The organism is Hyphomicrobium sp. 99, assembly GCF_000384335.2.
Taxonomy (GTDB): Bacteria; Pseudomonadota; Alphaproteobacteria; order Rhizobiales; family Hyphomicrobiaceae; genus Hyphomicrobium_B.
Genome location: NZ_KQ031382.1, coordinates 2,264,259 through 2,287,752, shown reverse-complemented (window position 1 = coordinate 2,287,752; position 23,494 = coordinate 2,264,259). Strand labels below are relative to the sequence as shown.

Here is a 23,494-nt window from a genome sequence, read left to right as displayed (position 1 = left end):
TCCAAGGCCTCGACCTCGGGGATATTGGCAAGGCTCCGCGAGACCGACTTTAACTCTTGCGGGAAAATTGTCGTTTGGATTTCGTGAATAGGTCGTGCTCGGGACCCTTTGAGAGCGACCGTCTGGAGGAAGTGCCTGAAACAGTAATCCCACGCGCGATGCTCCAAGGAGCCAATGAGACGGGGGACTATTTCTGGGATGTCTGGCGCGAGCCAAACGACCATGCGGCGCGGTACCGATGTGGACCGCGCCGATTTTTTTTGTCGTTTCGTTTCAGGCAGCCGCGGCGGCGCTTGAGCGCTCGTAATTCAGAACCGGTGCAAGCCAACGTTCCGCTTCTTCGACGGTCCAGCCCTTGCGTGCCGCGTAGTCCTCGACCTGATCGCGCTCGACCTTGCCGACTCCGAAATAATGGCTTTCGGGATTTGCGAAATACAGTCCCGACACGGATGAACCCGGCCACATCGCGTAGCTTTCCGTCAACGTGATGCCGGTGGTCTTTTCAACGTCCATCAGGTTCCAGATCGTCGCCTTCTCCGTGTGGTCGGGCTGAGCGGGATAGCCCGGCGCCGGACGGATGCCTTGATACTTCTCGAGGATCAAATCGTCCGCCGTCAGCTTTTCGCTCTTCGCATAGCCCCAAAGCTCCTTGCGGACCTTTTCGTGCATGGCCTCGGCAAAGGCTTCGGCGAGACGATCGCATAGCGCTTTCGCCATGATGCGATTGTAGTCGTCGGTCTTTTTGATGTGGCGTTCGATCGCTTCTTCTTCGCCAAGACCCGCCGTCACGGCGAAGGTACCGATGTAATCGGCGACACCCGTTTCTTTCGGCGCGATGAAATCAGAGAGCGCCGTGTGCGCGCGGTTGCGGTTCGGGTCGCGGGCGATTTGCTGGCGCAGCGTATGGAGCGTCGCGATCTCGCCCGATCGCGTGTCATCTTCATACAGCGCGATATCGTCGCCAATGCTGTTCGCTGGCCAGAAGCCGACGACACCAGACGCCGTCACCCACTTCTCGGCAACCATGCGCTTCAACAACGCCTGCGCGTCGTCAAAGAGCTTCTTCGCTTCCGAGCCGACTTTGTTGTCGGTCAGGATTTGCGGATAGCGGCCCGCGAGTTCCCAGGTCTGGAAGAATGGCGTCCAGTCGATGTAGGGAACGAGCGAGGCGAGGTTGAAATTCGAGAAGCTGCGCGAGCCGAGGAAGCTTGGCTTTACCGGCTTGAACGTCGGCCAATCGATCTTGAACTTGTTGTCACGCGCCGCCTTGAGCGTAATGCGTTGCTTGCGCGCCTCGTTGGCGAGATGGGACTCGCGAACCTTGGCGTACTCGGTCTTGATATCCTGGACGTAGGATGCGTTGTCGGTATCGGAAAGCAATTTCGAAACGACGCCGACGGCGCGGCTCGCGTCGAGAACATAGACGGCCTGTCCGCGATTGTAGTTCGGATTGATCTTGACGGCCGTGTGCACCTTGCTGGTCGTCGCGCCGCCAATCAGCAGCGGCATCGAGAATCCTTCGCGCTCCATCTCGCCTGCAACGAAGCACATTTCGTCGAGCGACGGTGTAATGAGTCCGGAGAGGCCGATCATATCGACCTTTTCCTTCTTCGCCGTCTCGAGAATTTTCGCGGCGGGCACCATGACGCCGAGGTCGATCACCTCGTAGTTGTTGCACTGGAGTACGACGCCGACGATGTTCTTGCCGATGTCGTGCACGTCACCCTTGACGGTCGCCATCAGGATTTTGCCTGCGGCAGGCTTTTGATCGAGGCCCGAGGCTTTCTTCTCGGCTTCGAGGTAAGGCTGCAGGTAGGCGACGGCCTGCTTCATCACGCGCGCCGACTTCACGACCTGCGGAAGGAACATCTTGCCGGCGCCGAAGAGGTCGCCGACGACATTCATGCCCGCCATCAGCGGGCCTTCGATGACGTGCAGCGGCTTTTCTGCCTTGGCGCGCGCCTCTTCCGTATCGACTTCGATGAAATCGGTGATGCCATGCACGAGTGCGTGCGTAAGACGCGCTTCGACCGGCGCTTCACGCCAGGTCAGATCTTTCTCCTTCGCCTTCTGGCCGCTGCCGTCGCCTTTGAATTTCGGCGCGGCTTCGAGAAGACGATCGGTTGCGTCCGGGCGGCGATTGAGGATCACGTCCTCGCAGAGATCGCGCAGCTCGGCCGGAATGTCGTCATAGAGCGCAAGCTGTCCGGCATTGACGATGCCCATGTCCATGCCGGCTTGAATGGCATGGTAGAGAAACACGGAATGCATCGCTTCGCGAACGGGCTCGTTTCCGCGGAAGGCGAATGACAGGTTGGAGACGCCGCCCGAGATGTGGGCGAGTGGCATCTTTTCCTTGATCTGACGCGCGGCCTCGATGAAGGCGATACCGTATCCGTTGTGTTCTTCGATGCCGGTCGCCACGGCGAAGATGTTGGGATCGAAGATGATGTCTTCCGGCGGAAACCCGACTTTCTCGGTCAACAGTTTGTAGGCGCGCTCGCAGATCGAGACCTTGCGTTCGATCGTGTCGGCTTGGCCCGCTTCGTCGAACGCCATGACGACGACGGCGGCGCCGTAGCGCAAAACCTTGCGGGCATGTTCGAGGAACGGCCCCTCGCCTTCCTTCATGGAAATCGAATTGACGATCGGCTTGCCTTGCACGCACTTCAGGCCCGCTTCGATGACGCTCCATTTGGAACTGTCGATCATGATCGGCACGCGGCTGATGTCGGGCTCGGACGCGATCAGGTTGAGGAACGTCGTCATCGCCCGTTCGGAGTCGAGCAGGCCTTCGTCCATGTTGACGTCGATGATCTGCGCGCCCGCTTCGACTTGCTGACGCGCGACTGCGAGAGCACCCGCATAATCGTTCTGCTCGATCAGCTTGCGAAACTTCGCTGAACCCGTGACGTTTGTGCGCTCGCCAATGTTGATGAAGGACTGCGCGGCGTTGGCTGTGGTCATTGTGCTCTGTTCACCCATGGACGAACGGTTCGAGGCCGGAAAGACGCAGGCGGGGCGTATGCTCCGGCAATGCGCGCGGTTTATAGGCTTTCGCGTGGCTCGCGATATGTTCGATGTGATCTGGCGTCGAGCCGCAGCAGCCGCCGACGATGTTGATCAAGCCGTCGGCAAGCCACGGCTCGACTTTGCAGGCCATGTCGTCCGGACTTTCGTCATACTCGCCCATCGCGTTCGGCAGGCCCGCATTCGGATAGGCCGAGATGCGCACGTCGGCCACATGCGAAAGTTCGGCAATGTATGGCCGCATCAGCTCGGCGCCGAGCGCGCAGTTGAGCCCGATCGAGAATGGCTTCAAGTGCCTCATCGAGTACCAGAAAGCTTCAGCCGTTTGACCCGAGAGCGTCCGGCCCGAGCGGTCGGTGATCGTTCCGGAAATCATGATCGGCAGCTCGAGATCCTTTTCCTCGAACACTTCGAGCGTCGCGAAGCCCGCGGCTTTAGCGTTCAATGTGTCGAAGATCGTCTCGATCAGGATGATGTCCGAGCCGCCGTCGATCAGCCCCCTCACCTGCTCCTTATAGGCTTCGCGCAGTTCATCGAAGCTGGTGTTGCGGAAGCCCGGATTGTTGACGTCCGGCGAGATCGAAGCCGTGCGGTTGGTCGGCCCGACGGCGCCTGCGACGAAGCGCGGTTTCTCCGGTGTCTTCTTCGTCCACTCATCGGCAGCGTGGCGCGCGAGCTTTGCCGCCTCGACGTTCATCTCATAGGACAGCTCTTCCATGTGGTAGTCGGCCATGGATATGCGCTGCGCATTGAACGTATTCGTCTCGATGATGTCGGCGCCCGCTTGCAGATACTTGCCGTGGATCTCCTGGATGATCTCAGGCTGGGTCAGAACGAGGAGATCGTTATTCCCCTTGATGTCCTTCGAATGATCCGCGAAGCGCTCGCCGCGATAATGTTCTTCGCCGAGCTTGTACCGCTGGATCATCGTGCCCATCGCGCCGTCGATGATCAGGATGCGTTCGCTTGCAGCCTTTTCCAACGCGGCCCAACTTGGTTTGCGTCTCATGTCACGCCTCGATTGTTCTGTTATTTCACGCTGCGTCGGCGTTCGCCGGTCTAACTGAGCGCAAGCCCAGCAGGTGGCAAATTGCGTAAACGAGATCAGCGCGGTTCAACGTGTAAAAGTGGAATTTCTTGATGCCCTCATCGACGAGGTCCATCACCTGCTCGGTCGCAACGGCCGCCCCGACAAGATGGGACGTGGCGCTGTCGTCTTCCAGTCCTTCGAAACGGCGGGCGAGCCATGACGGCACGCTGGCGCCGGCGCGCTTCGCAAAACCTGCGACCTGCTTGAAGTTATGGATGGGCACGATGCCCGGAGAAATCGGCACCCATATGCCTGCCGCACGCGCACGCTCGAGAAAGCGGAGGAAGTAGACGTTATCAAAGCCGAATTGCGTGATGATGCGATCTGCGCCGGCATCGACCTTGGCTTTCAGATTTTCGAGGTCGGCTTCCACCGACGGGCTTTCCGGATGCGTCTCGGGGTAGCCTGCGACTGAGATCTCGAAATCGGCGATGCGCTTCAAGCCCGCGACCAGATCGGCGGCATTTTTGTAGCCGCCCGGAAAGGGCTCATACTTTGTGCCGGTGCCTTGCGCAGGATCACCGCGCAAAGCGACGATGTGGCGAACGCCTTCGTCCCAATACGTCTTAGCAACCGCGTCCACCTCTTCCTTCGTGGCGTCGACACAGGTGAGATGAGCCGCGGGCTTCAGAGGCGTTTCCTTGAGGATGCGCGTGACGGTCGCGTGGGTGCGCTCGCGCGTCGATCCGCCCGCACCGTAAGTCACCGAAACGAATTCGGGGCCGAGCGGAGCAAGCCGCGTGATCGAAGACCAAAGCGTTTCCTCCATCTTCTCCGTCTTCGGCGGAAAAAATTCGAAGCTGACGAGGATGTCACCCGATCCGAGTAGTTTGCTTTTGCGTTCTTGTGCCATCAGCTTGCCCTCTCGCGCACTTCCTCGATGGGTGCGCTTGTTCTTGCGACCGATGTCTGCGCCTCGGGGCGTTCCGCCAGCCAGATCGTAACGGTCAAAATTTCTTCGCGATCGTCGGCCTTGGGCTTCAGATCTTCGGTCGACTTGGGAACAAGTCCGGCGTCGGTCAGCCAGCCTGCGACTTGGTCGTGCGCAAAGCCCAGTCGCTCGTGTGCTTCTCGCGTTCGCAAGAACTCCAAGTCGTGCGGTGCGAAATCGATGATCAGCAGCCTGCCGCCGGGTGCCAGAACGCGTGCGGCTTCGCGAATGGCGAGCGCCGGATCTGATAGAAAATGCAGAACCTGATGCATAACGACGACGTCAGCCTGACGGTCCGCGAGCGAAAGCGAATAGATATCGCCGTGGCGCACCTGGGCGTTGACGCAGCCCTTGGATTTCAGATTGGCGTTGGCGTAGTTGAGCATGGCCTGGTTGACGTCGAGGCCGAGCCCGCGCGTAAACCGGTCGGCGAAGAGTTCGAGCGTGCGGCCCGTTCCCGTTCCGAGATCGACGAACAGGCCAAACGGCCCGTCGCCAATCGCTCGGCGCATCGCGGCTTCAACGTCGTTTTCGGCGACGTGCAGAGTGCGGATCCGATCCCAATCGGCAGCGTGCTGTTCGAAGAATGTTTGAGCAGCAGCCTCGCGCTCGCGCTTCAGGGCTTCGGCGCGTTCACGGTCGCGCCGAACCGAGGCTTCGGAGGGATCGACGTCCGACACGAGGCGCAGCGCCAAGCGGCCGCCCGGCTGGCGGTCGGAAATATGAAAATAGACCCAGCTGCCGTCCCTGAACCGCTCTATCAGGCCCGCCTCGCACAGGAGCTTCAGGTGGCGGCTAATGCGCGGCTGACTTTGGCCGAGGATCAGGGTCAAATCCTTGACGTTGAGTTCGCCGCCCGCGAGCAGCAGCAAAATGCGCAGACGCGTCGGCTCAGCCGCGGCTTTGAGCGCGGCGACGAGATCGGCGGTTCGCATTTCGGGCGTTCGTTGCATGCGGCTCAACATATAAAGATATGTTTATGTGTCAAGTGGCGACGTTGCACTCGCGAGCTGCAAATCTGGTACGGGGCTTAACGGCCTTTTAGCGATGTTAGCCCTAATGTCCTGTCGCTAGTTCTGCGGGGACCGAGTTCAGAATGCGACGTCAGGGTTTTGAAGTGATTGAAGTTTCAAGCAACCCATACAGGTTGCCGATCACGCTCAGGCAGACCAACACGAAGCTTATGCGGCTTCCGGGGCTTGTTCTGATGGGAATCCTCGCGGCGCTGATCGTCGCCCCGCAATTGGCGTTTGCTGCCTACGCCATTGCTTCCCCGGACGTGAGACATGCGATGATCGCGCATCCCACGGTTGCGGTCGAACTCGCGCTCGCTCTGGTGTTTTGGGTCGGCCTCATTGTCTGGCCGATGCGCAATATCCTGCTCGCTCTATTGTCGGACCGGATCGTCGATATCCGCGATGGTGAGGTCAAGGTCGTGGACCGCACAGCCTTTTCGAAGACGCTCTGGCGGGCGCCGCTTGCAACTTACGAGGGCGTGGCGGTCAACATTCGCTCGTCCCTTTCCGGCGTGCGGCAGGAGGCTGTACTCGTGCATCCCGATAGAAATCGCAGCATTATCTTGATGACTGCGGAGCATATCGGGGCGCGAGAAGTCGAAGAGCTTAGTCATTTGCTGAGCCTTCCATGTGCTCCCGCGGAGCGCCATTTCAACTTCGGCGGCCGGGGCTCGCGCCGAGAAAATCCTGTGGCCGCGTAGCCATTCAGCATCGTTTTGACGAGATTGTTGCCTCTCTAACGCGAAGTGAGGCTTGTTTCGAAGCAGTGAGGGCGGCAGAGTCACTTTGGGCCACCTGCCGCTTCGGTTTTTTCAGGGGACGACTATGCGAGAGTTAGACATGTGGTGGGCATTTGCACGGATCCGCTCCGCGGGTTGTCTTGTTATTTTCGCTGCCTGTTTCGCTGCGCTTTCAGCCGGTGGAGCGCGAGCTGAATCGCCCGCCGTTTACATGCAGCGCGTGCAGAACGAATTGATCGTCGCGCAGAAATCCGGCGGGGTGGCACAGTTCGCAAATGTGCTGCGCCAGCACATGGACGTGGCCGGTATCGGTTTGACGGCCCTTGGACCGCACGCCCGGACGCTGCCGAAGGAAGAGCGCCCCGCCTATTACAACGGCATGATCAATTTCATCGCCAAGTACGCGGCGAAAGAAGGCCCGAAGTACATGGTCAAGAGCGCCGTGGTGACGGGTCAGGGCCCTGGTGACAACGGCGGCACGAACGTCGATAGCCGAATTACGCTGGCCTCGGGCGACAGCTACGACATCCGCTGGCTCGTGATGAAGTCTGGATCGGGCTACAAAGTCCGCGACGCACAGGTGGTCGGCTTCTGGATGACGGCGTTCCTGGACGATCTCTTCCAGAATTACATCACCGAGAATGGCAACAACCCGCGCGCGCTCGTTTTGGCTTTGAGCCGCTAGGAGTGACCTGCCGGGCACGCTCGCCCGGCGGTTGTCCCGGCTTCATCTGCTTGCCATTCAAAGGTCTGAATCGAACTCCACCTGCCTGATGCCGTGAGCTTTGACAAAGCGCCGCACCCGTGGTCCTTGTCGAGCAAGAACGAGCAAATTCGATGTGCGCACCCTATAACAGTCGTGCGCATTCTGTTGCGGGTGGGGATTGGAGACGGGCCATGATTTCTCAGAAGTTGCGTTCGGCGTTGGGTATTGCGCTTGCGATCGGCGTCGGTATCGCGATGCAGGCAACGCCGGGTTCGGCGCAAGATCAGCAGCAGCCTCCAGCCGAGGCCGATCAAGCTGCACCCGCGGATGCCGGCGCTGCAGGGGCTTCTGATACGCTTCCCTCCACGGAACAGGCTGCGCCCAGCGCAGAACCCGCACAGGATGGCGGGGCATCGACAACGGAAGCTCCGGCTGGGGCTACTGAGCCGTCGAGCGGTGGTTCTGCCGGTGTTCAGCCGACACAGCCGGAAGCTCCAGCCGCGGAAGCTGGTACTGAAGCTCCTGTACAGGCGGCGTCAGCCGTGTCAGCCAGCGATCTGAAAATCGGTGCGGCCGTTTACGGTGCGGACGGCGCAAAGATCGGTGAGGTCAACGGCGTCAAATCGGATGACGCCGGTAAGGTCCAGGAAATTCTCGTAACGGACGGCGTCGCGGCCGGCATCAACGCCAAGGTCTTTGCGATTTCAGCCGACAAGATCACGAGCGTTTCGGACGGCGTGAAGCTGTCGCTCAGCTCGGAAGAGACGAAAAAGCTACCGATCATCGACAACAGCAACGGCTAGTCAGCCTACTGAACCTTGTTTCGCAAGCCGCGCTTTTAACCGAAGCGCGGCTTTTTGCTGCCAATTCTCCTCCGTCAACGGAATTTACCGATCGGTTCTCTCGCAATCGGTGGGCCGCTCGAATATGGAGATCGTCCGATTGCCGCGACATCAGCCGCGTCGGAGAATGGAATCGTCATGCGCAGCATTCGCTTCCCTGCACTTATTTCGTGTGTCTTGTCGGCATTCGTACTCTTCGTTGGTATCGCCGACGCTTCGGCGGAAGAAACGTTAGACACGAGCAAGCTTCCGCGTGTCTCGGGCACGAAGGACATCTTCGCGAGCGCACCCTCGACGATTTTTACGGCGCCCGGCGCTGTCGCCGAGACGGCTGAGGGCACCATCGCTGCGCTCACCGCGGCAGGCTGGCAGCAGTATGCGCCAGCATTCGCCGAGCAGATCAATAATCCCAACATGGCGCTCGCGACTTTGAAGAAAGGTGCGCTCGGCCTCTCCGTCTTCGTCACCGTTGCGCCAGCGCAAAACAACGCGACGAGCGTCACCTATTCCGGCGTGATCATCGCGAACGACTTGCCGTTTCCCAAGGATGCGACGGACATCAAGTTCGATGGCGATCGCCCGCATTTATCTTGCGTGACTGCAGGCAGTCTCGAGGCGACATCCGATTTCCTCCGCACAGAGCTGATCGCGCGCGGCTGGTCGCCGTGGTCGGTGAAGGACAACGCCAAGTCGGCCTATGCCGACCAGAAGACCGAGAAGGGCCTTTATGCCTACTACGTTCGCGATGCTGGGAAGCCTCTGATCCTCGTGTTGCAGAGCGCGGATAACGGCAAGACGACGGTGAAGATCGAGGCCGTTTCCCCTGATCTCCTGCATCCGGCCGAGAAGCAAGAAGCGGCGAAGGCGCCTGAGGCCCCTCCGGCTCCAACAGCCAAGCCGCAGGACAAGGTCGGCGACGCCATCGACGATCTGGCGGCGAGCATCATCAAGCAGGCGCAGGAGTCGGTCACAGACTCGATGCGGGGAGCAAAGCCCGCTGCCGCGGACAAGGCCGACAAGGGTTCCGATGAGTCCACGGAAGAATTGACCGTTCTCGACGGCAACACAGCACCCATTCCGGTTCCGTCGACGGCGGCGGAGATCGCGTTCGATGGCAGCAGCGGCAAACTTGAATTCAACTCCTCCTCCAGCGTCAAGCAAGTCGCGGCGTTCTACCGGAGCCAGATGAAGACGCTCGGCTGGAGCGAAGAGAAGTCCGTGATCAACCAGGCGAACATGGTGGTCCTCGGCTTCCATAAGGGTGAGCAGGACGTTTCGCTCACGCTGATGAAGATGGGCGAGGCCGTCAACGTCAGCGCCACGGGGTCGGTACTCGAGAAGCCGGAGGCGACGGAAGAAGCTTCAGCGAGCAGCGATGCCGCGAGCGCGCCGGTCAACGAGCCTGAAAGGGAACTCGAAGCTGAAGATGCCGGCGGCCTCCCCGTGCCGAAAGAGCATTCGCTGAGCGGCAGCGAGCAGTCGATGTTCCGCCACGGCGCTAATGCCAATGTCCCGGCGAAGCTTGCCTCGGTGCTTGCTTTTTATCGCCGGGAACTCGGCAAGCGCGATTGGAAAGAGGATACGTCAAAGTCCGTCATCAAAGACGACGCCGCGGAGATTCACTTCACGACGGCTGACGGTCCCGCTGTTCTGAAGCTCGGGCGTGCCAACGGCGAGACGACAATCGCGCTTACCGTCCGCGAGGACGACAAGGCGAAGAAATCTGGGTTGCTGGCGAAGCCGGGACAGACGAAGCTTCTGATCGGCAACTACCTCGATACCGAGGCCGTCATCACCATCGCCGGCAAGACGATCAAAGTGCCGGCCGGCGCCGGCAGCAAAGGCCCGGACGGGCCGACGCTCGACGTTGCGCCCGGCAAATACCCTTACAAGCTCAAGGGCGCGAGCGGCGCTGGATCTAACGATCCGATCGAGGTCGGCGCCGATGAAATCTGGGGCGTGATGATCGGACCCGGCGGGGTGCTTTCGCTGCAGATGTATTGAAGCCAGCCTCGACGGTCACGCACTCCGAGCGGATGTGCGTGACCGTCCGATGGCTGGCGGATTCAATCACCGTTCGAAGCGCTTGAACTTGATCCGGTGCGGTTCGACGGCCTGATCACCGAGGCGGCGCTTCTTGTCTTCTTCGTAGTCCGCGAAGTTGCCTTCAAACCATTCGACGTGGCTGTCGCCTTCGAATGCGAGAATGTGCGTCGCGAGACGATCCAGGAAGAAGCGGTCATGCGAGATGACCACGGCGCAACCGGGGAAATCTTCGAGCGCCGCTTCGAGCGCGCCGAGCGTCTCCGTGTCGAGGTCGTTGGTCGGCTCGTCGAGCAGCAGCAGGTTGCCACCCTCCTTCAGGAGCTTGGCGAGATGCACGCGGTTGCGTTCGCCGCCCGAAAGCATGCCGACCTTCTTCTGCTGGTCGGCCCCCTTGAAGTTGAACCAGCCGCAATAGGCGCGGCTCGGAACTTCCTTCTTGCCGCCGAGCAGCATTTGGTCGAGGCCGCCTGAGATCTCTTCCCAGACCGTCTTCTTGTCGTCCAAGTGGGCGCGGGACTGATCGACGTAGGCGATCTTCACCGTATCGCCGAGCCGGATGGATCCCTTGTCGGGCTTCTCCACGCCGGTAAGCATCTTGAACAACGTCGTCTTACCGGCGCCGTTCGGGCCGATGACGCCGACGATGCCGCCGGGCGGAAGCTTGAACGAGAGATTGTCGATCAGCAGGCGGTCGCCGAAGGCTTTCGTCAGGCCTTCCGCTTCGATGACGACGCCGCCAAGGCGCGGGCCGGTTGCGATCTGGATCGATGCGCGTCCCGTTTCCTCGCGGCCCGCCTCATCGGCAAGCTTCTCATAAGCGGTGATACGAGCTTTTGACTTGGCCTGACGGGCTTTCGGCGACGAGCGGATCCATTCGAGTTCGCGCGAGAGAGCCTTTTGCTTGCCCTCCTCCTGCGCCTTCTCGACGGCTTCGCGCTTGGCCTTCTGTTCGAGCCAGCCGGAATAGTTGCCTTTCCACGGCACGCCCTGCCCGCGGTCGAGTTCGAGCGTCCACTCCGTGATGTTATCGAGGAAGTAGCGGTCGTGGGTCACGAGGATGACGCAGCCCGTGTATTCCTTGAGGTAGCGTTCGAGCCAGGCGACGCTCTCGGCGTCGAGATGGTTGGTCGGCTCGTCGAGGAGCAGAATGTCAGGCTTCGACAGCAGGAGCTTCGTCAGAGCGACGCGGCGCTTTTCGCCGCCGGAGAGCTTCGTGACATCCGAGTCGCCGGGTGGCGAGCGCAAGGCATCGAGCGCCTGCTCGACTTGAGCATCGAGGTCCCAGAGGTTCTGGGCGTCGATCTGATCCTGGAGCGCCGTCATCTCATCGGCGGTCTCTTCGGTGTAGTTTGCCGCGATTTCGTTATAGCGATCGAGAATGGCCTTCTTCTCAGCCACGCCTTCCATCGCGTTGCCGAGAACATCCTTGTTCGGATCAAGCTCGGGTTCTTGCGGCAGATAACCGACCTTGATGCCATCAGCCGGGCGCGCTTCGCCCGTGAAATCGTCGATCCGGCCAGCCATGATCTTCAGAAGCGTCGATTTACCGGCGCCGTTCAGGCCGACAACGCCAATCTTTGCGCCCGGCAGGAAGGAAAGTGAGACGTCCTTCAGCACCTGCTTCCCGCCCGGATAGGTCTTGGAAAGCTTGTGCATATGATAAACGTACTGGTGTGCAGCCATGCGCGGCGCCTCGTTCGGAGTAGAGGTTTAGGGATTGGGGTCTTCCTAGCCGATTGTTGCGGCTTCCTCAATTGTATCATTGCGCCCATGTGCGACGTGCCGCGGGCACGGGAGGAATTCGCCGAGCGGTGTCGTTCACCACGCGGGATTTTTGACCCCGGTGAAGAAAAATACGCCGAGCCCGATGGTGAATACGAGCCATCCCCAGAGGACGTGTTCCATGTAGACCGACCAGAACGACCGGGTGCGCTCGTAGCGCCAAGCCAGCAGCAATCCGACAACGAACGTTCCGCCGACCGCGAGCCAGTTGCGGAAGAGGATGTGGGCAAATCCAAATGCCAATGCGTTGGCGAAAATCAAGGTCCAGCGTGACTGGAACAACGCTCCGTAACGGTGAAAAAAGAAAACCCTGTAAGCGAACTCCTGGGGCAGCACGGACGTAAACGGATAGAGCGACATGATCTTCAGCCAGAGACCTGGGCGCTCTGCGGCGAGGGCGAATAATCGGTCAGGCATCAACACCGCGACGAGCGAGCCGACGAGCGCGCTGCCGATGATGAAGGTCCCGAGGATCGAGAGCGCCGTGGACCCGGAGACCGCACGGCTCAATTCCTTCTTCAGGCTGAAGGTGCGATCAAAATACAGGAAGGCAATGAAGCCCATGAACACGGGTGGCAGCGCATAAAATAGGGGAACGCGGTAATCGAAGACGGCAATCCGCATCAGCAGCGGCATTCCGACGAATAGCACGCCGAGTTCGGCCCAGAGCTGCAGTCTGCGCTGTTGAGAGGGATGAATGACGTCGAACGATTGGGCGAGCGTTCCACCGGCGCAAAGATCGGCTGAGCCGGAGACGACATCTTTCGACGAGAAGACTTTCGTCATCACCTCTCCGCCTCTCGCCTTCCCGCCCTTACATCTTCGCTTTGACCAACCCCGGCAGCAGTTCGGCTCGCCGGCGCCAGCGCTTCGTTATTTCAGCGGCGATAAACTCCGCCGAGTGCAAGGGCTCGTAAGTCCACGAGGGCAGCGCTTCGCCCGGCGGGGGCAACGGCCGCGTCGCGCCATAGGACGCGAGCCCGGAGTGGAAACGATTGAACTTCGCGCTTCCGCCGCTCGGCGTGAAGATGAAGATCGGGCGCCCTGTCGCGGCTGCCTCGCAGGTCATGCTGACGCTGTCGGCGGTGATGACGAACATGTCGGCATGGGCGACAAAGTCGGGATAGGGATTTTGTCCTTCTCCTTCCCAGAAGAAAGCACGCGAGGCAGCAACCGAACCCCTTATGCGTGCCGCGAGCCGCTCAGGCGTGCGCCGCGACGTGGTGATCATCAGCCCGGCTCCGCTGTCCGCCAAGCGGCCCAACGTCTCCACCAGGCGCGTCTCGTCGGCGGGCGAGTATCGATAGTCGCCGTTGGGGCCGCCGATCAGGCACGCGATGCGCGGCCGCGGCAAAGCGGCGATTTTCGGCGGCGCGTTGGTGTTGAGTGCACGCAAGCGGGCCGGTGAGAATCGATGCGGCGCCGTCAGCGTCGAGATGACATTCGGGCCCCGGCGCCGATCGTGCGCGGGAACCCATATGAGGTCGGCACTATTTGGCCCGGTGCGCGGGTCCATCAGGATGACGGTATAGGTTTCGAAACCGGCGCGGCGTCTCAGTGCGCGGATGTAGGGTATCGTCGTCCGCCCTGTCGCGAACGCAAACGTGGGCCACGGCGGGGCGATACGCAGTCTGCCGCCATTGACAGCTTCCGCAGCCGGGAGCGGACCCCAAGGGGCCATAAACTTGTAGATGCCAGTCAGATCGATCCGGCGGATCTCAGGCGACAGTCCGAGCGCCTCGACGACGCCAAGGGCTTGCGCTTCATGACCGGCCTTCCCGTCGGAGAAAATCCAGGCCGTTTGGCCCTGAAATAGGGTCGCGTATGGGTGGGTGCGGGTCATGATCGACAAACTTTGCGGCTTCTCACCGAGGCGATCCCGAGGATAGCCGCGGTCCAATTAAAGAAATAAGCGAAACTTCGTGCGAGGATCTACATTCCTGTTATTACTCCGGCTTCCCTATCTTGGCGGCTCCATGGCAATCGAACTCGACGAGACGGACTGGCGGATCTTGCGCGAACTGCAGGCCGATGGACGTATTACCAATATCGCTCTCGCCAACCGCATCGGTTTATCGGCGCCGCCTTGCCTTCGGCGCGTGCGTGCGCTCGAGGAAGCCGGGCTCATCACAAGCTATACTGCTCTCGTCGACGAGGTAAGGCTTGGATATGCGCTGACGGCATTCGCCATGGTCCGGCTGCACAATCAGGCGGAATCCGATCTCCGTGCCTTCGAAAACAGAATTCTCGGCTGGCCCCTCGTCCGTGAGGCCTACATGCTGTCCGGCGAAAGCGACTTTATACTGAAGTGTATTGCTCGGGATTTGCAACGGTTTCAGAGCTTCGTGCTCGATGAACTGACCGCGGCGCCGAACGTGGCCAGCGTCAAAACCTATCTGACAATCCGTCGGGCGAAACGGGATCCGGGCGTGCCGATCAGCATGGAAAGCCCGGAAGGAAGTTAGAGTACGGGCATATTGCGGAGGGTTGATGAAAACCTTTTCTAATCTGGCGCTGCGGATTGGAAGAGCGCTCGTTATCTCAGCTGCGAGCGTATTGCCGTCCAGTGCCGCTACCTCGGACGATCTCTTCAACAACTATTTCGCGAACGTGCTCGACGGTGCGCCCTGCTTCGCGCGAACCTATGACGAGCCCTTTCTCCAGGGGCATCCGGACCAGAGGGTCCGCAAAATCGAGATCGACCTTGCCAAACAGAATTCAGACGGAACGCCGAATTCCGCTGACCGGTTCGAAATCGGCTTTGGGCTCATGCTGAAATCCGGCCCCGACTGGTACGGACAGGCCGCGAGCTGCAAGACGAACGACGCGGATTTCGAGTGCTTTCTCGAAGGCGACGGCGGCGTCTTTCGCCTCATGCCCCGAGATGGCGGCGGCCTCCGCCTCGAGACCGGCGACAGCGGTATCGCAATCCAAGGCGGCGCGGGCGACGTCGAACTCAGCGGCAAAAACGGAGACGATCGCACCTTCGAGCTTGTTCAGTCGAAGGAAGAATGCCGGTCAGCCGAGGCATTCTTCGACAGCAGCACCAACGATTGAACGGTCGAATTAGACCGGCTCGGCTCAGCCCCAGTTCACCTGCAGAACTTCGAGCGTACGCGTTCCCTTGGGCGTCGTGACGTCGACGCTTTCGCCCTTGGACTTTCCGATCAGCGCACGCGCGATGGGGGAGGAGATGGATATTCTGCGGTTGCGCAGATCGGCTTCCGTATCACCGACGATCGTGTAAGTGACCTTGTCGCCCGAATCTTCGTCCTGCAACGTCACGGTTGCGCCGAACTTGATCGTGTCGCCGGAAAGCTTGGTTATATCAATAACTTCGGCGCGGTTGATCTTGTCCTCGATCTCGGCGACGCGTGCCTCGTTCAAGCCCTGCTGCTCCTTGGCGGCATGGTACTCGGCGTTTTCGGAGAGGTCGCCGTGGGCGCGTGCTTCGGAGATCGCCGCGATGATGCGCGGGCGCTCGACAGCCTTTAGGCGGTGCAGTTCTTCCTCGAGGTTCTTGTAACCCTCAAGCGTCATCGGCACCCGTTCCATCATCTTCTCCAAAATCTTCCGAACGGCTAAATCGTGGTTGGGGTGAACCCCAAACGCACGATAGCAGGAGGGTTGGTAATTAGGAAAGCAACGAAGCCCGGCCGCGCCTTTCGGCGCGTTCCGAACACTCGACGATATACTTAGCGGTGGGCGAAGGCCTGCAACGGTGCAACATCCAGCGTGTCCGATGCCAGTGCTTTAATGGCCCGAGTTACCGCTACTGCCCCCGCCAATGTTGTATAGTAGGGGATATGGTGTAGCAAGGCCGTGCGCCGGATGTCCTTGCTGTCGCTAAGGGCTTTAGACCCTTCGGTTGTATTGAACACAAGGTGGATATCCCCGTTCTTCATCGCATCGACGATGTGCGGACGGCCTTCCAGGACCTTGTTGATGGCGTCACACTGGATGCCGTTGGCCTCGAGGAAGCGCTTCGTTCCGCGGGTGGCCACGACCTTGAAGCCCATTGCGGCGAGCTCCCGGACGGGGGCGACGACGCGGGCCTTATCGCTTTCCTTAACCGAGACAAAAACCGTGCCGCTAGATGGCAGTTTCTGGCCGGCGCCGAGCTGGCTCTTTCCGAAAGCCATCGCAAAGTCGCGGTCGATGCCCATGACTTCGCCGGTCGAGCGCATTTCGGGTCCGAGGATCGGATCGACGCCCAGGAACCGCGCGAACGGAAATACGGCTTCCTTGACCGCGATATGCTTGTAGTTGGGCTTCGTCAGCTTGAAATCGGCAAGCGGTTTGCCAGCCATCACCTGCGAGGCGATAGAGGCAATCGGCAGGCCGATGACCTTGGCGACGAACGGTACCGTTCGCGATGCTCGTGGATTGACTTCGAGGATGAAGACCTGCTCGTCCTTGATCGCGAACTGAACGTTCATCAAACCGACGACGCGCAGCGCGAGGGCGAGTTCGCGCGTCTGCCGCTCGAGCTCAGCGATGATTGCCGGTGACAACGAGTGCGGCGGCAACGAGCAGGCGCTGTCGCCGGAGTGAATCCCGGCTTCCTCGATATGCTCCATGATACCGGCGACGAAGGTATCCTTGCCGTCCGACAGGCAGTCCACGTCAACTTCGACCGCGTCGGTCAGATAGCTGTCGATTAGAAGCGGACGCTTATCGGAGACGACGAGTTCCGAGGGCTTGTCGAGTGTCGCTGAAAGGCGGGCGACGTAACGGTCGACCTCCGCTCCATCGTGGACGATTTCCATTCCGCGACCGCCCAGAACGTAGGACGGACGGATAACGACCGGATAGCCGATCTGCTCGGCGATGCCGCGTGCTTCGCCCGGAGATTTGGCGATGCCGCTCTTCGGCTGGGAGAGCCCCAGTTTGTCGATCAGAGCTTTGAAACGATCGCGATCTTCGGCGAGATCGATGGCGTCGGGCGAGGTGCCCAGGATCGGAACGCCCGCCTCTTCCAATGCGCTCGCGAGCTTGAGCGGCGTCTGGCCGCCGAACTGCACGATCACGCCCTTGAGCGTACCCTTTGTGCTTTCGACGCGAATGACTTCGAGAACATCTTCAGCGGTCAACGGCTCGAAGAACAGACGATCCGAGGTATCGTAGTCTGTCGACACCGTTTCCGGATTGCAGTTGATCATGATCGTCTCGAATCCGGCGGCCGTCAGCGCAAAGCACGCGTGGCAGCAGCAGTAGTCGAATTCGATACCCTGGCCGATGCGGTTCGGGCCACCACCGAGGATGATGATCTTGTTCTTGGCCGTAGGGTCGGCTTCGCAGACCGGATCGCCGTTCAGACCCGTTTCGTAGGTCGAATACATATAGGCGGTCGGCGAGGCGAATTCGGCAGCACACGTATCGATGCGCTTGAACACGGGCTCGACGCCCAGAGCCTTGCGTCGGGCGCGAACGTCGGCTTCCGTTGTCTTCGCGAGCTTGGCGAGACGCGCATCCGAGAAGCCTTGCGCCTTGAGCGCGCGAAGCTGGGAAGCCGACTTCGGCAGTCCGTGCGCGACGACGCGGGCTTCCGTGTCGACGATGGCTTTGATCTCGGTCAGGAACCAGGGATCGATCTTGCAATACTGATGGATTTCGTCGAGCGAGAAGCCTTCGCGGAAGGCTTGCGCCACCTTCAAGATGCGATCGAAGGTCGGGCGGGAAACAGCCGCGCGGACGACGTTCTTGTCGTCGCCCTGCCCCAGGCCTTCGAGCTGCACGTCGTCGAAGCCGGTCAGGCCGGTTTCCATCGAGCGCAGAGCTTTCTGCATGCTCTCCGCAAATGTCCGGCCGATCGCCATCGCCTCGCCGACCGACTTCATCGACGTGGTCAGCGTGGTGTCGGCGCCGACAAATTTCTCGAAGGCGAAGCGCGGGATTTTCGTGACGACGTAATCGATCGTCGGCTCGAACGACGCCGGTGTCGCGCCGCCGGTGATTTCGTTCTGAATTTCGTCGAGCGTGTACCCGACGGCAAGCTTGGCGGCGACCTTGGCGATCGGGAAGCCCGTCGCCTTCGATGCCAGCGCCGAGGATCTCGAAACGCGCGGGTTCATCTCGATGACGACGAGACGGCCGTCAGCCGGATTGACTGCGAACTGGACGTTCGAACCGCCGGTCTCGACGCCGATCTCGCGCAGAACCGCGATCGAGGCGTCGCGCATGATCTGGTATTCTTTGTCTGTCAGCGTCAGCGCGGGCGCGACGGTGATGCTGTCGCCCGTGTGCACGCCCATCGGATCGATGTTCTCGATCGAGCAGATGATGATGCAGTTGTCCGCCTTATCGCGAACGACTTCCATCTCGTATTCTTTCCAGCCGAGAACGCTTTCCTCGACGAGGACCTGCGATGTCGGCGAAGCGTCGAGACCGCGATCGATGATTTCGAAGTATTCTTCGCGGTTATAAGCGATGCCGCCGCCGGTGCCGCCGAGCGTGAACGACGGTCTGATGATCGCCGGAAGTCCGACGTGCTCGAGTGCGGCTGCTGCTTCATCACGCGAATTGACGAGTTCCGAACGCGGCGTCTCGAGGCCGATTTCGCGCATCGCTTCACGGAAGAGCTGGCGATCTTCGGCCTTGTCGATGGCTTCGGCCTTGGCGCCGATGAGTTCGACGCCGTACTTGTTGAGGATGCCCTGCTGGTGGAGAGCAAGCGCGGTGTTCAGAGCCGTTTGCCCGCCCATCGTCGGAAGGATCGCGTCGGGGCGCTCTTTGGCGATGATCTTCGCCACCACGTCCGGCGTGATCGGCTCGACGTAGGTTGCGTCCGCGAGATCGGGATCGGTCATGATCGTCGCGGGATTGGAATTGACGAGGATGATCCGATAGCCCTCGGCTCTCAGCGCCTTGCAGGCCTGCGTGCCGGAATAGTCGAACTCGCACGCTTGGCCGATGACGATCGGGCCTGCGCCGATGATGAGAATTGAATTGATGTCAGTTCGTTTTGGCATTCGGCGCACGGATTTGGCCGAGGCTCGCGATGACGCGGTCGGCTCAGGATTGGATCAGGGGTCGGGCTAAGTGGGCCTTATAGGCAATGCGCTGCGCTGGGGAAACCCCGAAAATTTTTCGCGCGATCGTTCTTGGCGGATAAGCGTGTTTATCCCTTTTTTACGTTGTCACATTCTGGCGCATCGGAGCTTGGAAGAAACACGGTCAGCAGGCCCAGAAACGGCAGGTAAGAGCAGATCTGGTAGACATAATCTATGCCTTTGGCGTCAGCGACGACGCCTAGAACGGCCGCTCCGATGCCGCCCATGCCGAAAGCGAAGCCGAAAAAGATGCCAGCGATCATGCCGACCCGCCCCGGCACAAGTTCTTGCGCGAAGACGACGATTGCCGGGAAGGCCGACGACAGGATGAGACCAATCATCACGGAAAGCGCAATCGTCCAGTTGAGGTCGGCGTAGGGCAGCGCCAACGTGAATGGCAGGCAGCCGAGGATCGAGAACCAGATCACCGTCTTAGCGCCGAAGCGGTCGCCAAAAAGACCGCCAAGCATGGTGCCAACCGCGGACGCTCCGAGAAATGCGAAGAGCATCAACTGCGACGCCTGCACGGAAACGCCGAAGCGATGGATGGCATAGAAGGTGTAATAGCTGGTAACGCTCGCCATGTAGACGTTCTTGGTGAAAACCAGCAGGGCGAGAACCGTCAGCGCGAGGGCGGTTCGCTGGCGCGAATGAATGAGCCCGACGGTGCGCAGCTGATTGACGCTCTTCCCGCGCGCGGACGTCGCCCACTGGCTGACTTTCCACAGGATCACCATGCCGACGAGCGCGATCACGCCGAACCAGGCGATGCTCTGCTGACCGCGGGGCAACACGATGAACGCTGCCAACAACGGACCGATTGCTGTGCCGAAGTTGCCGCCCAGCTGAAACAGCGATTGCGCGAAGCCGTGGCGTCCACCCGACGCCATGCGCGCAATTCGCGACGACTCAGGGTGAAAGATCGCGGAGCCGATACCGACGCAGGCCGCGCCCACGATCAGGCCCGCATAGCTGTTCGCATAGGCCAGCATCAGGAGGCCTATGAGCGTCGACCCCATTCCGATGCTCGTCGAATAGGGAACAGGGCGCTTGTCGGTAAAGTGACCGATGAAGGGTTGCAGCAGCGACGCCGTTATCTGGAAGGCCAGCGTCAGAAGGCCGATTTGCCAGAAGTTCAGGCCATATTCGTGTTTCAGTATCGGATAGACGGCCACGAGCAACGACTGCATGACGTCGTTGAGAAGGTGGCAGAAGCTGACTGCGCAGAGGACAGCGAGCGAAGCTGTTGCCATCGGCGCGCGGAGCGCCGAGCGGGACGATTCTAATGTGGTCATGGAAAATCTCCGGCGCCGCTTCTAACGCGGAAGCGACGCCGAGTCATCGTTCGGCCAGGCATACCAGCCATCCCGGTCAGCGCGTAAACCGAGGCAAGATCTGAGGGTTATTTGCCGGGAGCTGGTTCGCTGCCGGTCGTCTGTGGAGCGGGAGGAGCTGCGACCACATCCTTCGGGGGATCGATCTTCATGTCGAGCGGAAAGCTGTAGGTGGTCTTGAAGATGGGCTTATCTTCATGGCCCGGCGCCAAAATCGTATTGCTGACGGGCAGGCCCGTGAGCGGATCGACGTAGAACATGCGATACGCCTGGTTCGGATCAGCGGTGGAGCCCTTCTCCGGCTCGTTATCGAGCCGGTAGGACAGGGCATCGCGCCCCTCGAATTGCGTACGGCCCTTGCAGGCGTAACTTCCGACATCCGTCTGCTGCGTCAGGACGGATTCCTGCATCTGATCTTTGATCTGGTTGGCAACCTGCCGCGGCAGCGCATGCCAGCCCGTTTCATCCTGCTTCGACCAGGCTTCGTTTCCAACGAGGATCAATTCCGTCGTCTTGTCGGTCAGTTTCGCAGTCACTTTCTGATGCATGCGGTCGGGAAGAACATAATCGACCTGCATCTCCGTCGGGCCGTTCTCCGTCAGCATGCGGGTGTCCATACGGAACCATGACGACTTCCGAAGCTTTTGAAGCGCGGCGGAAACCTCATCGGCGCATGGGTTGGCGTTGGGCTTGGCTTTAGGGGCAGCTTCCGGGGTCGGAGCCTGTGCGAAAGCTGGGCCAGAGAGAGCGGCGACTGTCACGAGAGCGAGCGCGATGCGGCGCATAGGAATATCCTAACTGAGGCCGGGGAGCGGCTGAATTTAACGGAGCTTTTGCACGGGAGCGTTCGTGGGCGCAACGATGTCGATATCGGTTGGGTAGGAATACTTGACCTTCAAGAGGGGCTTGGCGCCCTCCGTGAGGTTCGCCACGATATTGAACGCGGGCAGACCGGTCACGGGGTCGACGTAGATCGTTCTGGCCATCGCCTTCGCGTGATCGGCGTTCGCCGGAGCTTTGTCGGCTGTGCGGTAAGCGACGAAATCCTGCCCATCCAGCTTCGCCGGTCCAAGGCACTCAAAGTTGCCTAGGCCATTGGGCTGCGCGAACATGGCTTGGTTCGCCTCGGCGACGATCGATTGCGTAAACTGGGGCAGAAGCTCTTCGAAGGCGCCGCTCGTTCCCGCAAACGCACGGTCGCCGACCAGCATCGTCTGCTGCTCGCCCGGCATCGCGGGAGATGTAACAGTCTGCAGCATCCTGTTGGGGGGCATGTAGTCGATCGTCATGTGGACTTCGCCCTCAACCGTCGGCTGGCTGAATTCGACGCGGAACGCCTTGGACGCTCGCTGCTTTGCAAAGGCGGCTAGAACATCGTTCGTGCAATCGGCCGCGAAAGCCGGTGCTGCCACCGCGAGCGAGAGGATGGCCAAGCAAAGCGCGCGCATTCATTTCCTCCAGATTTTTCCCTGGTTATACTCAGAACCGCCCGTGAAGCGATCTTAAAGTTAAGCAAGGTTGATTTGTGGGACCGGGAGATGAACGGCCGGCGGTGTCGTCGGACTCACCTGGGATCTGAGCGCCGGCCCGCCTTCGCGCATGAAAGCGTCCGCGCTCGATCAAACGAGCGCAGACGAAATTACTGACCGATGACGCTTCCTGATCAGCGCTCGCGGCGCGCCGGCTGGCCCTTCTGATTACGCATCATGTTGGCGAAGCGCGTGAACAGATAGTGGCTGTCCTGCGGGCCCGGAGATGCTTCCGGATGGTGCTGCACGGAGAAGACAGGCTTGCCTTCGAGCGCCAAGCCGCAGTTCGAGCCGTCGAACAGCGAGACGTGCGTTTCGACGACGCCATTGGGCAGACTTTCGCGGTCGACCGCGAAGCCGTGGTTCATCGAAACGATCTCGACCTTGTTGGTCGTGAAGTCCTTCACCGGATGGTTCGCGCCGTGGTGGCCTTGATGCATCTTCTTCGTCGTCGCGCCCAGCGCGAGGCCGAGCATCTGATGGCCGAGGCAGATGCCGAACACCGGTTTGCCGCTATCGACGAGCTTCTTGATTTCCGGCACGGCGTATTCGCCCGTCGCCGCCGGATCTCCCGGACCGTTGGACAGGAAGACGCCATCCGGATTGCGGGCGAGAACGTCTTCAGCCTTCTCCGTCGCCGGGACGACCGTCACCTTGCAGCCGGCGGACGCGAGGCAACGCAGGATGTTGCGCTTCAGGCCGTAGTCGATGGCTACGACGTGGAATTCCGGGTGCTCGTTGCGCTCGAAGCCTTTGTTCCAGACCCAGCGCTGCTCATCCCAAGAGTAGCTCTGGCCGCTGGTGACTTCGGGGACGAGGTCGAGGCCCAGAAGGCCGTGCCAAGCTTTCGCTTCAGCCTTCAACGCGTCGATGTCGAACTTGCCGGCCGGATCGTGCGCGATGACGCCGTTCGGCATGCCCTTCTCGCGGATGCGCGCCGTCAGCGCCCGTGTGTCGACGCCTGAGATCGCGATGATGCCGCGTGTCTTCAGCCACTGATCGAGATGTTCGGCTGCCCGATAATTCGACGGGGCGGTGATATCGGCGCGCAGAATGCAGCCGCGTACACCCGAGCGCGACGCGAGATTCGACGTCTCGGTGTCTTCCGGATTGGCACCGACGTTGCCGATATGCGGAAAGGTGAACGTAATGATCTGTCCGGCGTAGCTCGGATCCGTCAGAATTTCTTGGTAGCCGGTGATCGCGGTATTGAAGCAAACCTCGCCGACGGCGGTGCCTGTCGCACCGAGACCGCGGCCCGCAATGACTGTGCCGTCGTCTAACACGAGGCGCGCCGTCAGAGGCACTTCTGTCCAGGGTTCAGGTGCGGTCATCTGTCATCCATTGAGTGGGGCTTCGAGCAAAGGCTCAAATCGCGCGGGAACCTAGGGGAACG

17 protein-coding genes and 1 pseudogene are annotated in these 23,494 nt (G+C 60.5%); 6 read left to right on the top strand and 12 right to left on the bottom strand.

Going from position 1 to position 23,494, the window contains the following annotated elements:
- Positions 1–273 precede the first annotated feature (273 nt).
- The 3 genes and pseudogenes from metH to G359_RS10965 form a co-directional block, all read right to left on the bottom strand.
- Positions 274–4,039, bottom strand: a pseudogene (gene metH, locus G359_RS10975) (methionine synthase).
- A gap of 25 nt (positions 4,040–4,064) precedes the next feature.
- On the bottom strand, positions 4,065–4,973 hold the full coding sequence (gene metF / locus G359_RS10970) for a methylenetetrahydrofolate reductase [NAD(P)H] (RefSeq protein WP_045836164.1): 909 nt from the start codon (positions 4,971–4,973) through the stop codon (positions 4,065–4,067).
- Entirely contained in the window at positions 4,973–5,986 is a 1,014-nt protein-coding gene (locus G359_RS10965) for a metalloregulator ArsR/SmtB family transcription factor (protein ID WP_245279988.1), read from the bottom strand. The genes metF and G359_RS10965 overlap by 1 nt, the downstream gene beginning before the upstream one ends.
- Positions 5,987–6,147: 161 nt before the next feature.
- Between G359_RS10965 and G359_RS10960 the strand changes: the two genes are divergently transcribed.
- From G359_RS10960 to G359_RS10945, 4 genes are all read left to right on the top strand, one after another.
- Positions 6,148–6,768, top strand: a complete 621-nt coding sequence (locus tag G359_RS10960) for a hypothetical protein (RefSeq protein ID WP_045836163.1) — start codon at positions 6,148–6,150, stop codon at positions 6,766–6,768.
- A gap of 124 nt (positions 6,769–6,892) precedes the next feature.
- Complete coding sequence (locus G359_RS10955; RefSeq protein ID WP_045836162.1) at positions 6,893–7,492, top strand: ABC transporter substrate-binding protein; 600 nt, start codon at positions 6,893–6,895, stop codon at positions 7,490–7,492.
- 212 nt (positions 7,493–7,704) lie between these two features.
- Positions 7,705–8,316, top strand: coding sequence for a PRC-barrel domain-containing protein (locus tag G359_RS10950; protein ID WP_052699311.1), 612 nt, complete (start codon positions 7,705–7,707; stop codon positions 8,314–8,316).
- A gap of 177 nt (positions 8,317–8,493) precedes the next feature.
- Positions 8,494–10,359, top strand: coding sequence for a hypothetical protein (locus G359_RS10945; RefSeq protein WP_156150739.1), 1,866 nt, complete (start codon positions 8,494–8,496; stop codon positions 10,357–10,359).
- Between the two features lie 66 nt (positions 10,360–10,425).
- On the opposite strand, the gene ettA is transcribed toward G359_RS10945, so the two are convergent.
- The 3 genes from ettA to G359_RS10930 form a co-directional block, all read right to left on the bottom strand.
- Positions 10,426–12,084, bottom strand: coding sequence for an energy-dependent translational throttle protein EttA (gene ettA / locus G359_RS10940; protein ID WP_045836159.1), 1,659 nt, complete (start codon positions 12,082–12,084; stop codon positions 10,426–10,428).
- A 135-nt stretch (positions 12,085–12,219) separates the two neighbouring features.
- Entirely contained in the window at positions 12,220–12,969 is a 750-nt protein-coding gene (locus G359_RS10935; RefSeq protein ID WP_052699309.1) for a CPBP family intramembrane glutamic endopeptidase, read from the bottom strand.
- Positions 12,970–12,997: 28 nt separating this feature from the next.
- Positions 12,998–14,026, bottom strand: a complete 1,029-nt coding sequence (locus tag G359_RS10930) for a mitochondrial fission ELM1 family protein (RefSeq protein WP_045837899.1) — start codon at positions 14,024–14,026, stop codon at positions 12,998–13,000.
- 133 nt (positions 14,027–14,159) lie between these two features.
- Here G359_RS10930 and G359_RS10925 point away from each other — a divergent pair, with 133 nt between their 5' ends.
- Both G359_RS10925 and G359_RS10920 read left to right on the top strand, forming a co-directional pair.
- Positions 14,160–14,648, top strand: coding sequence for an Lrp/AsnC family transcriptional regulator (locus tag G359_RS10925; protein ID WP_045836158.1), 489 nt, complete (start codon positions 14,160–14,162; stop codon positions 14,646–14,648).
- A 25-nt stretch (positions 14,649–14,673) separates the two neighbouring features.
- Positions 14,674–15,240: a hypothetical protein gene (locus G359_RS10920; RefSeq protein WP_045836157.1), complete on the top strand. Its 567-nt coding sequence runs from the start codon at positions 14,674–14,676 to the stop codon at positions 15,238–15,240.
- A gap of 24 nt (positions 15,241–15,264) precedes the next feature.
- On the opposite strand, the gene greA is transcribed toward G359_RS10920, so the two are convergent.
- The 6 genes from greA to carA form a co-directional block, all read right to left on the bottom strand.
- Positions 15,265–15,738 carry a transcription elongation factor GreA gene (greA, locus tag G359_RS10915; RefSeq protein WP_045837898.1) on the bottom strand — a complete coding sequence of 158 codons (474 nt, stop codon included), beginning with the start codon at positions 15,736–15,738 and terminating at the stop codon, positions 15,265–15,267.
- A gap of 140 nt (positions 15,739–15,878) precedes the next feature.
- Complete coding sequence (carB, locus tag G359_RS10910; RefSeq protein WP_045836156.1) at positions 15,879–19,154, bottom strand: carbamoyl-phosphate synthase large subunit; 3,276 nt, start codon at positions 19,152–19,154, stop codon at positions 15,879–15,881.
- A 149-nt stretch (positions 19,155–19,303) separates the two neighbouring features.
- Positions 19,304–20,530, bottom strand: coding sequence for an MFS transporter (locus tag G359_RS10905; RefSeq protein WP_045836155.1), 1,227 nt, complete (start codon positions 20,528–20,530; stop codon positions 19,304–19,306).
- 107 nt (positions 20,531–20,637) lie between these two features.
- Positions 20,638–21,354, bottom strand: coding sequence for a hypothetical protein (locus G359_RS10900; protein WP_045836154.1), 717 nt, complete (start codon positions 21,352–21,354; stop codon positions 20,638–20,640).
- Between the two features lie 36 nt (positions 21,355–21,390).
- The gene (locus tag G359_RS10895; RefSeq protein WP_045836153.1) at positions 21,391–22,017 is read right to left on the bottom strand and encodes a hypothetical protein; all 627 of its coding nucleotides are present in this window, start codon (positions 22,015–22,017) and stop codon (positions 21,391–21,393) included.
- Between the two features lie 215 nt (positions 22,018–22,232).
- Complete coding sequence (gene carA / locus G359_RS10890) at positions 22,233–23,432, bottom strand: glutamine-hydrolyzing carbamoyl-phosphate synthase small subunit (RefSeq protein WP_045836152.1); 1,200 nt, start codon at positions 23,430–23,432, stop codon at positions 22,233–22,235.
- Positions 23,433–23,494: the final 62 nt, after the last annotated feature.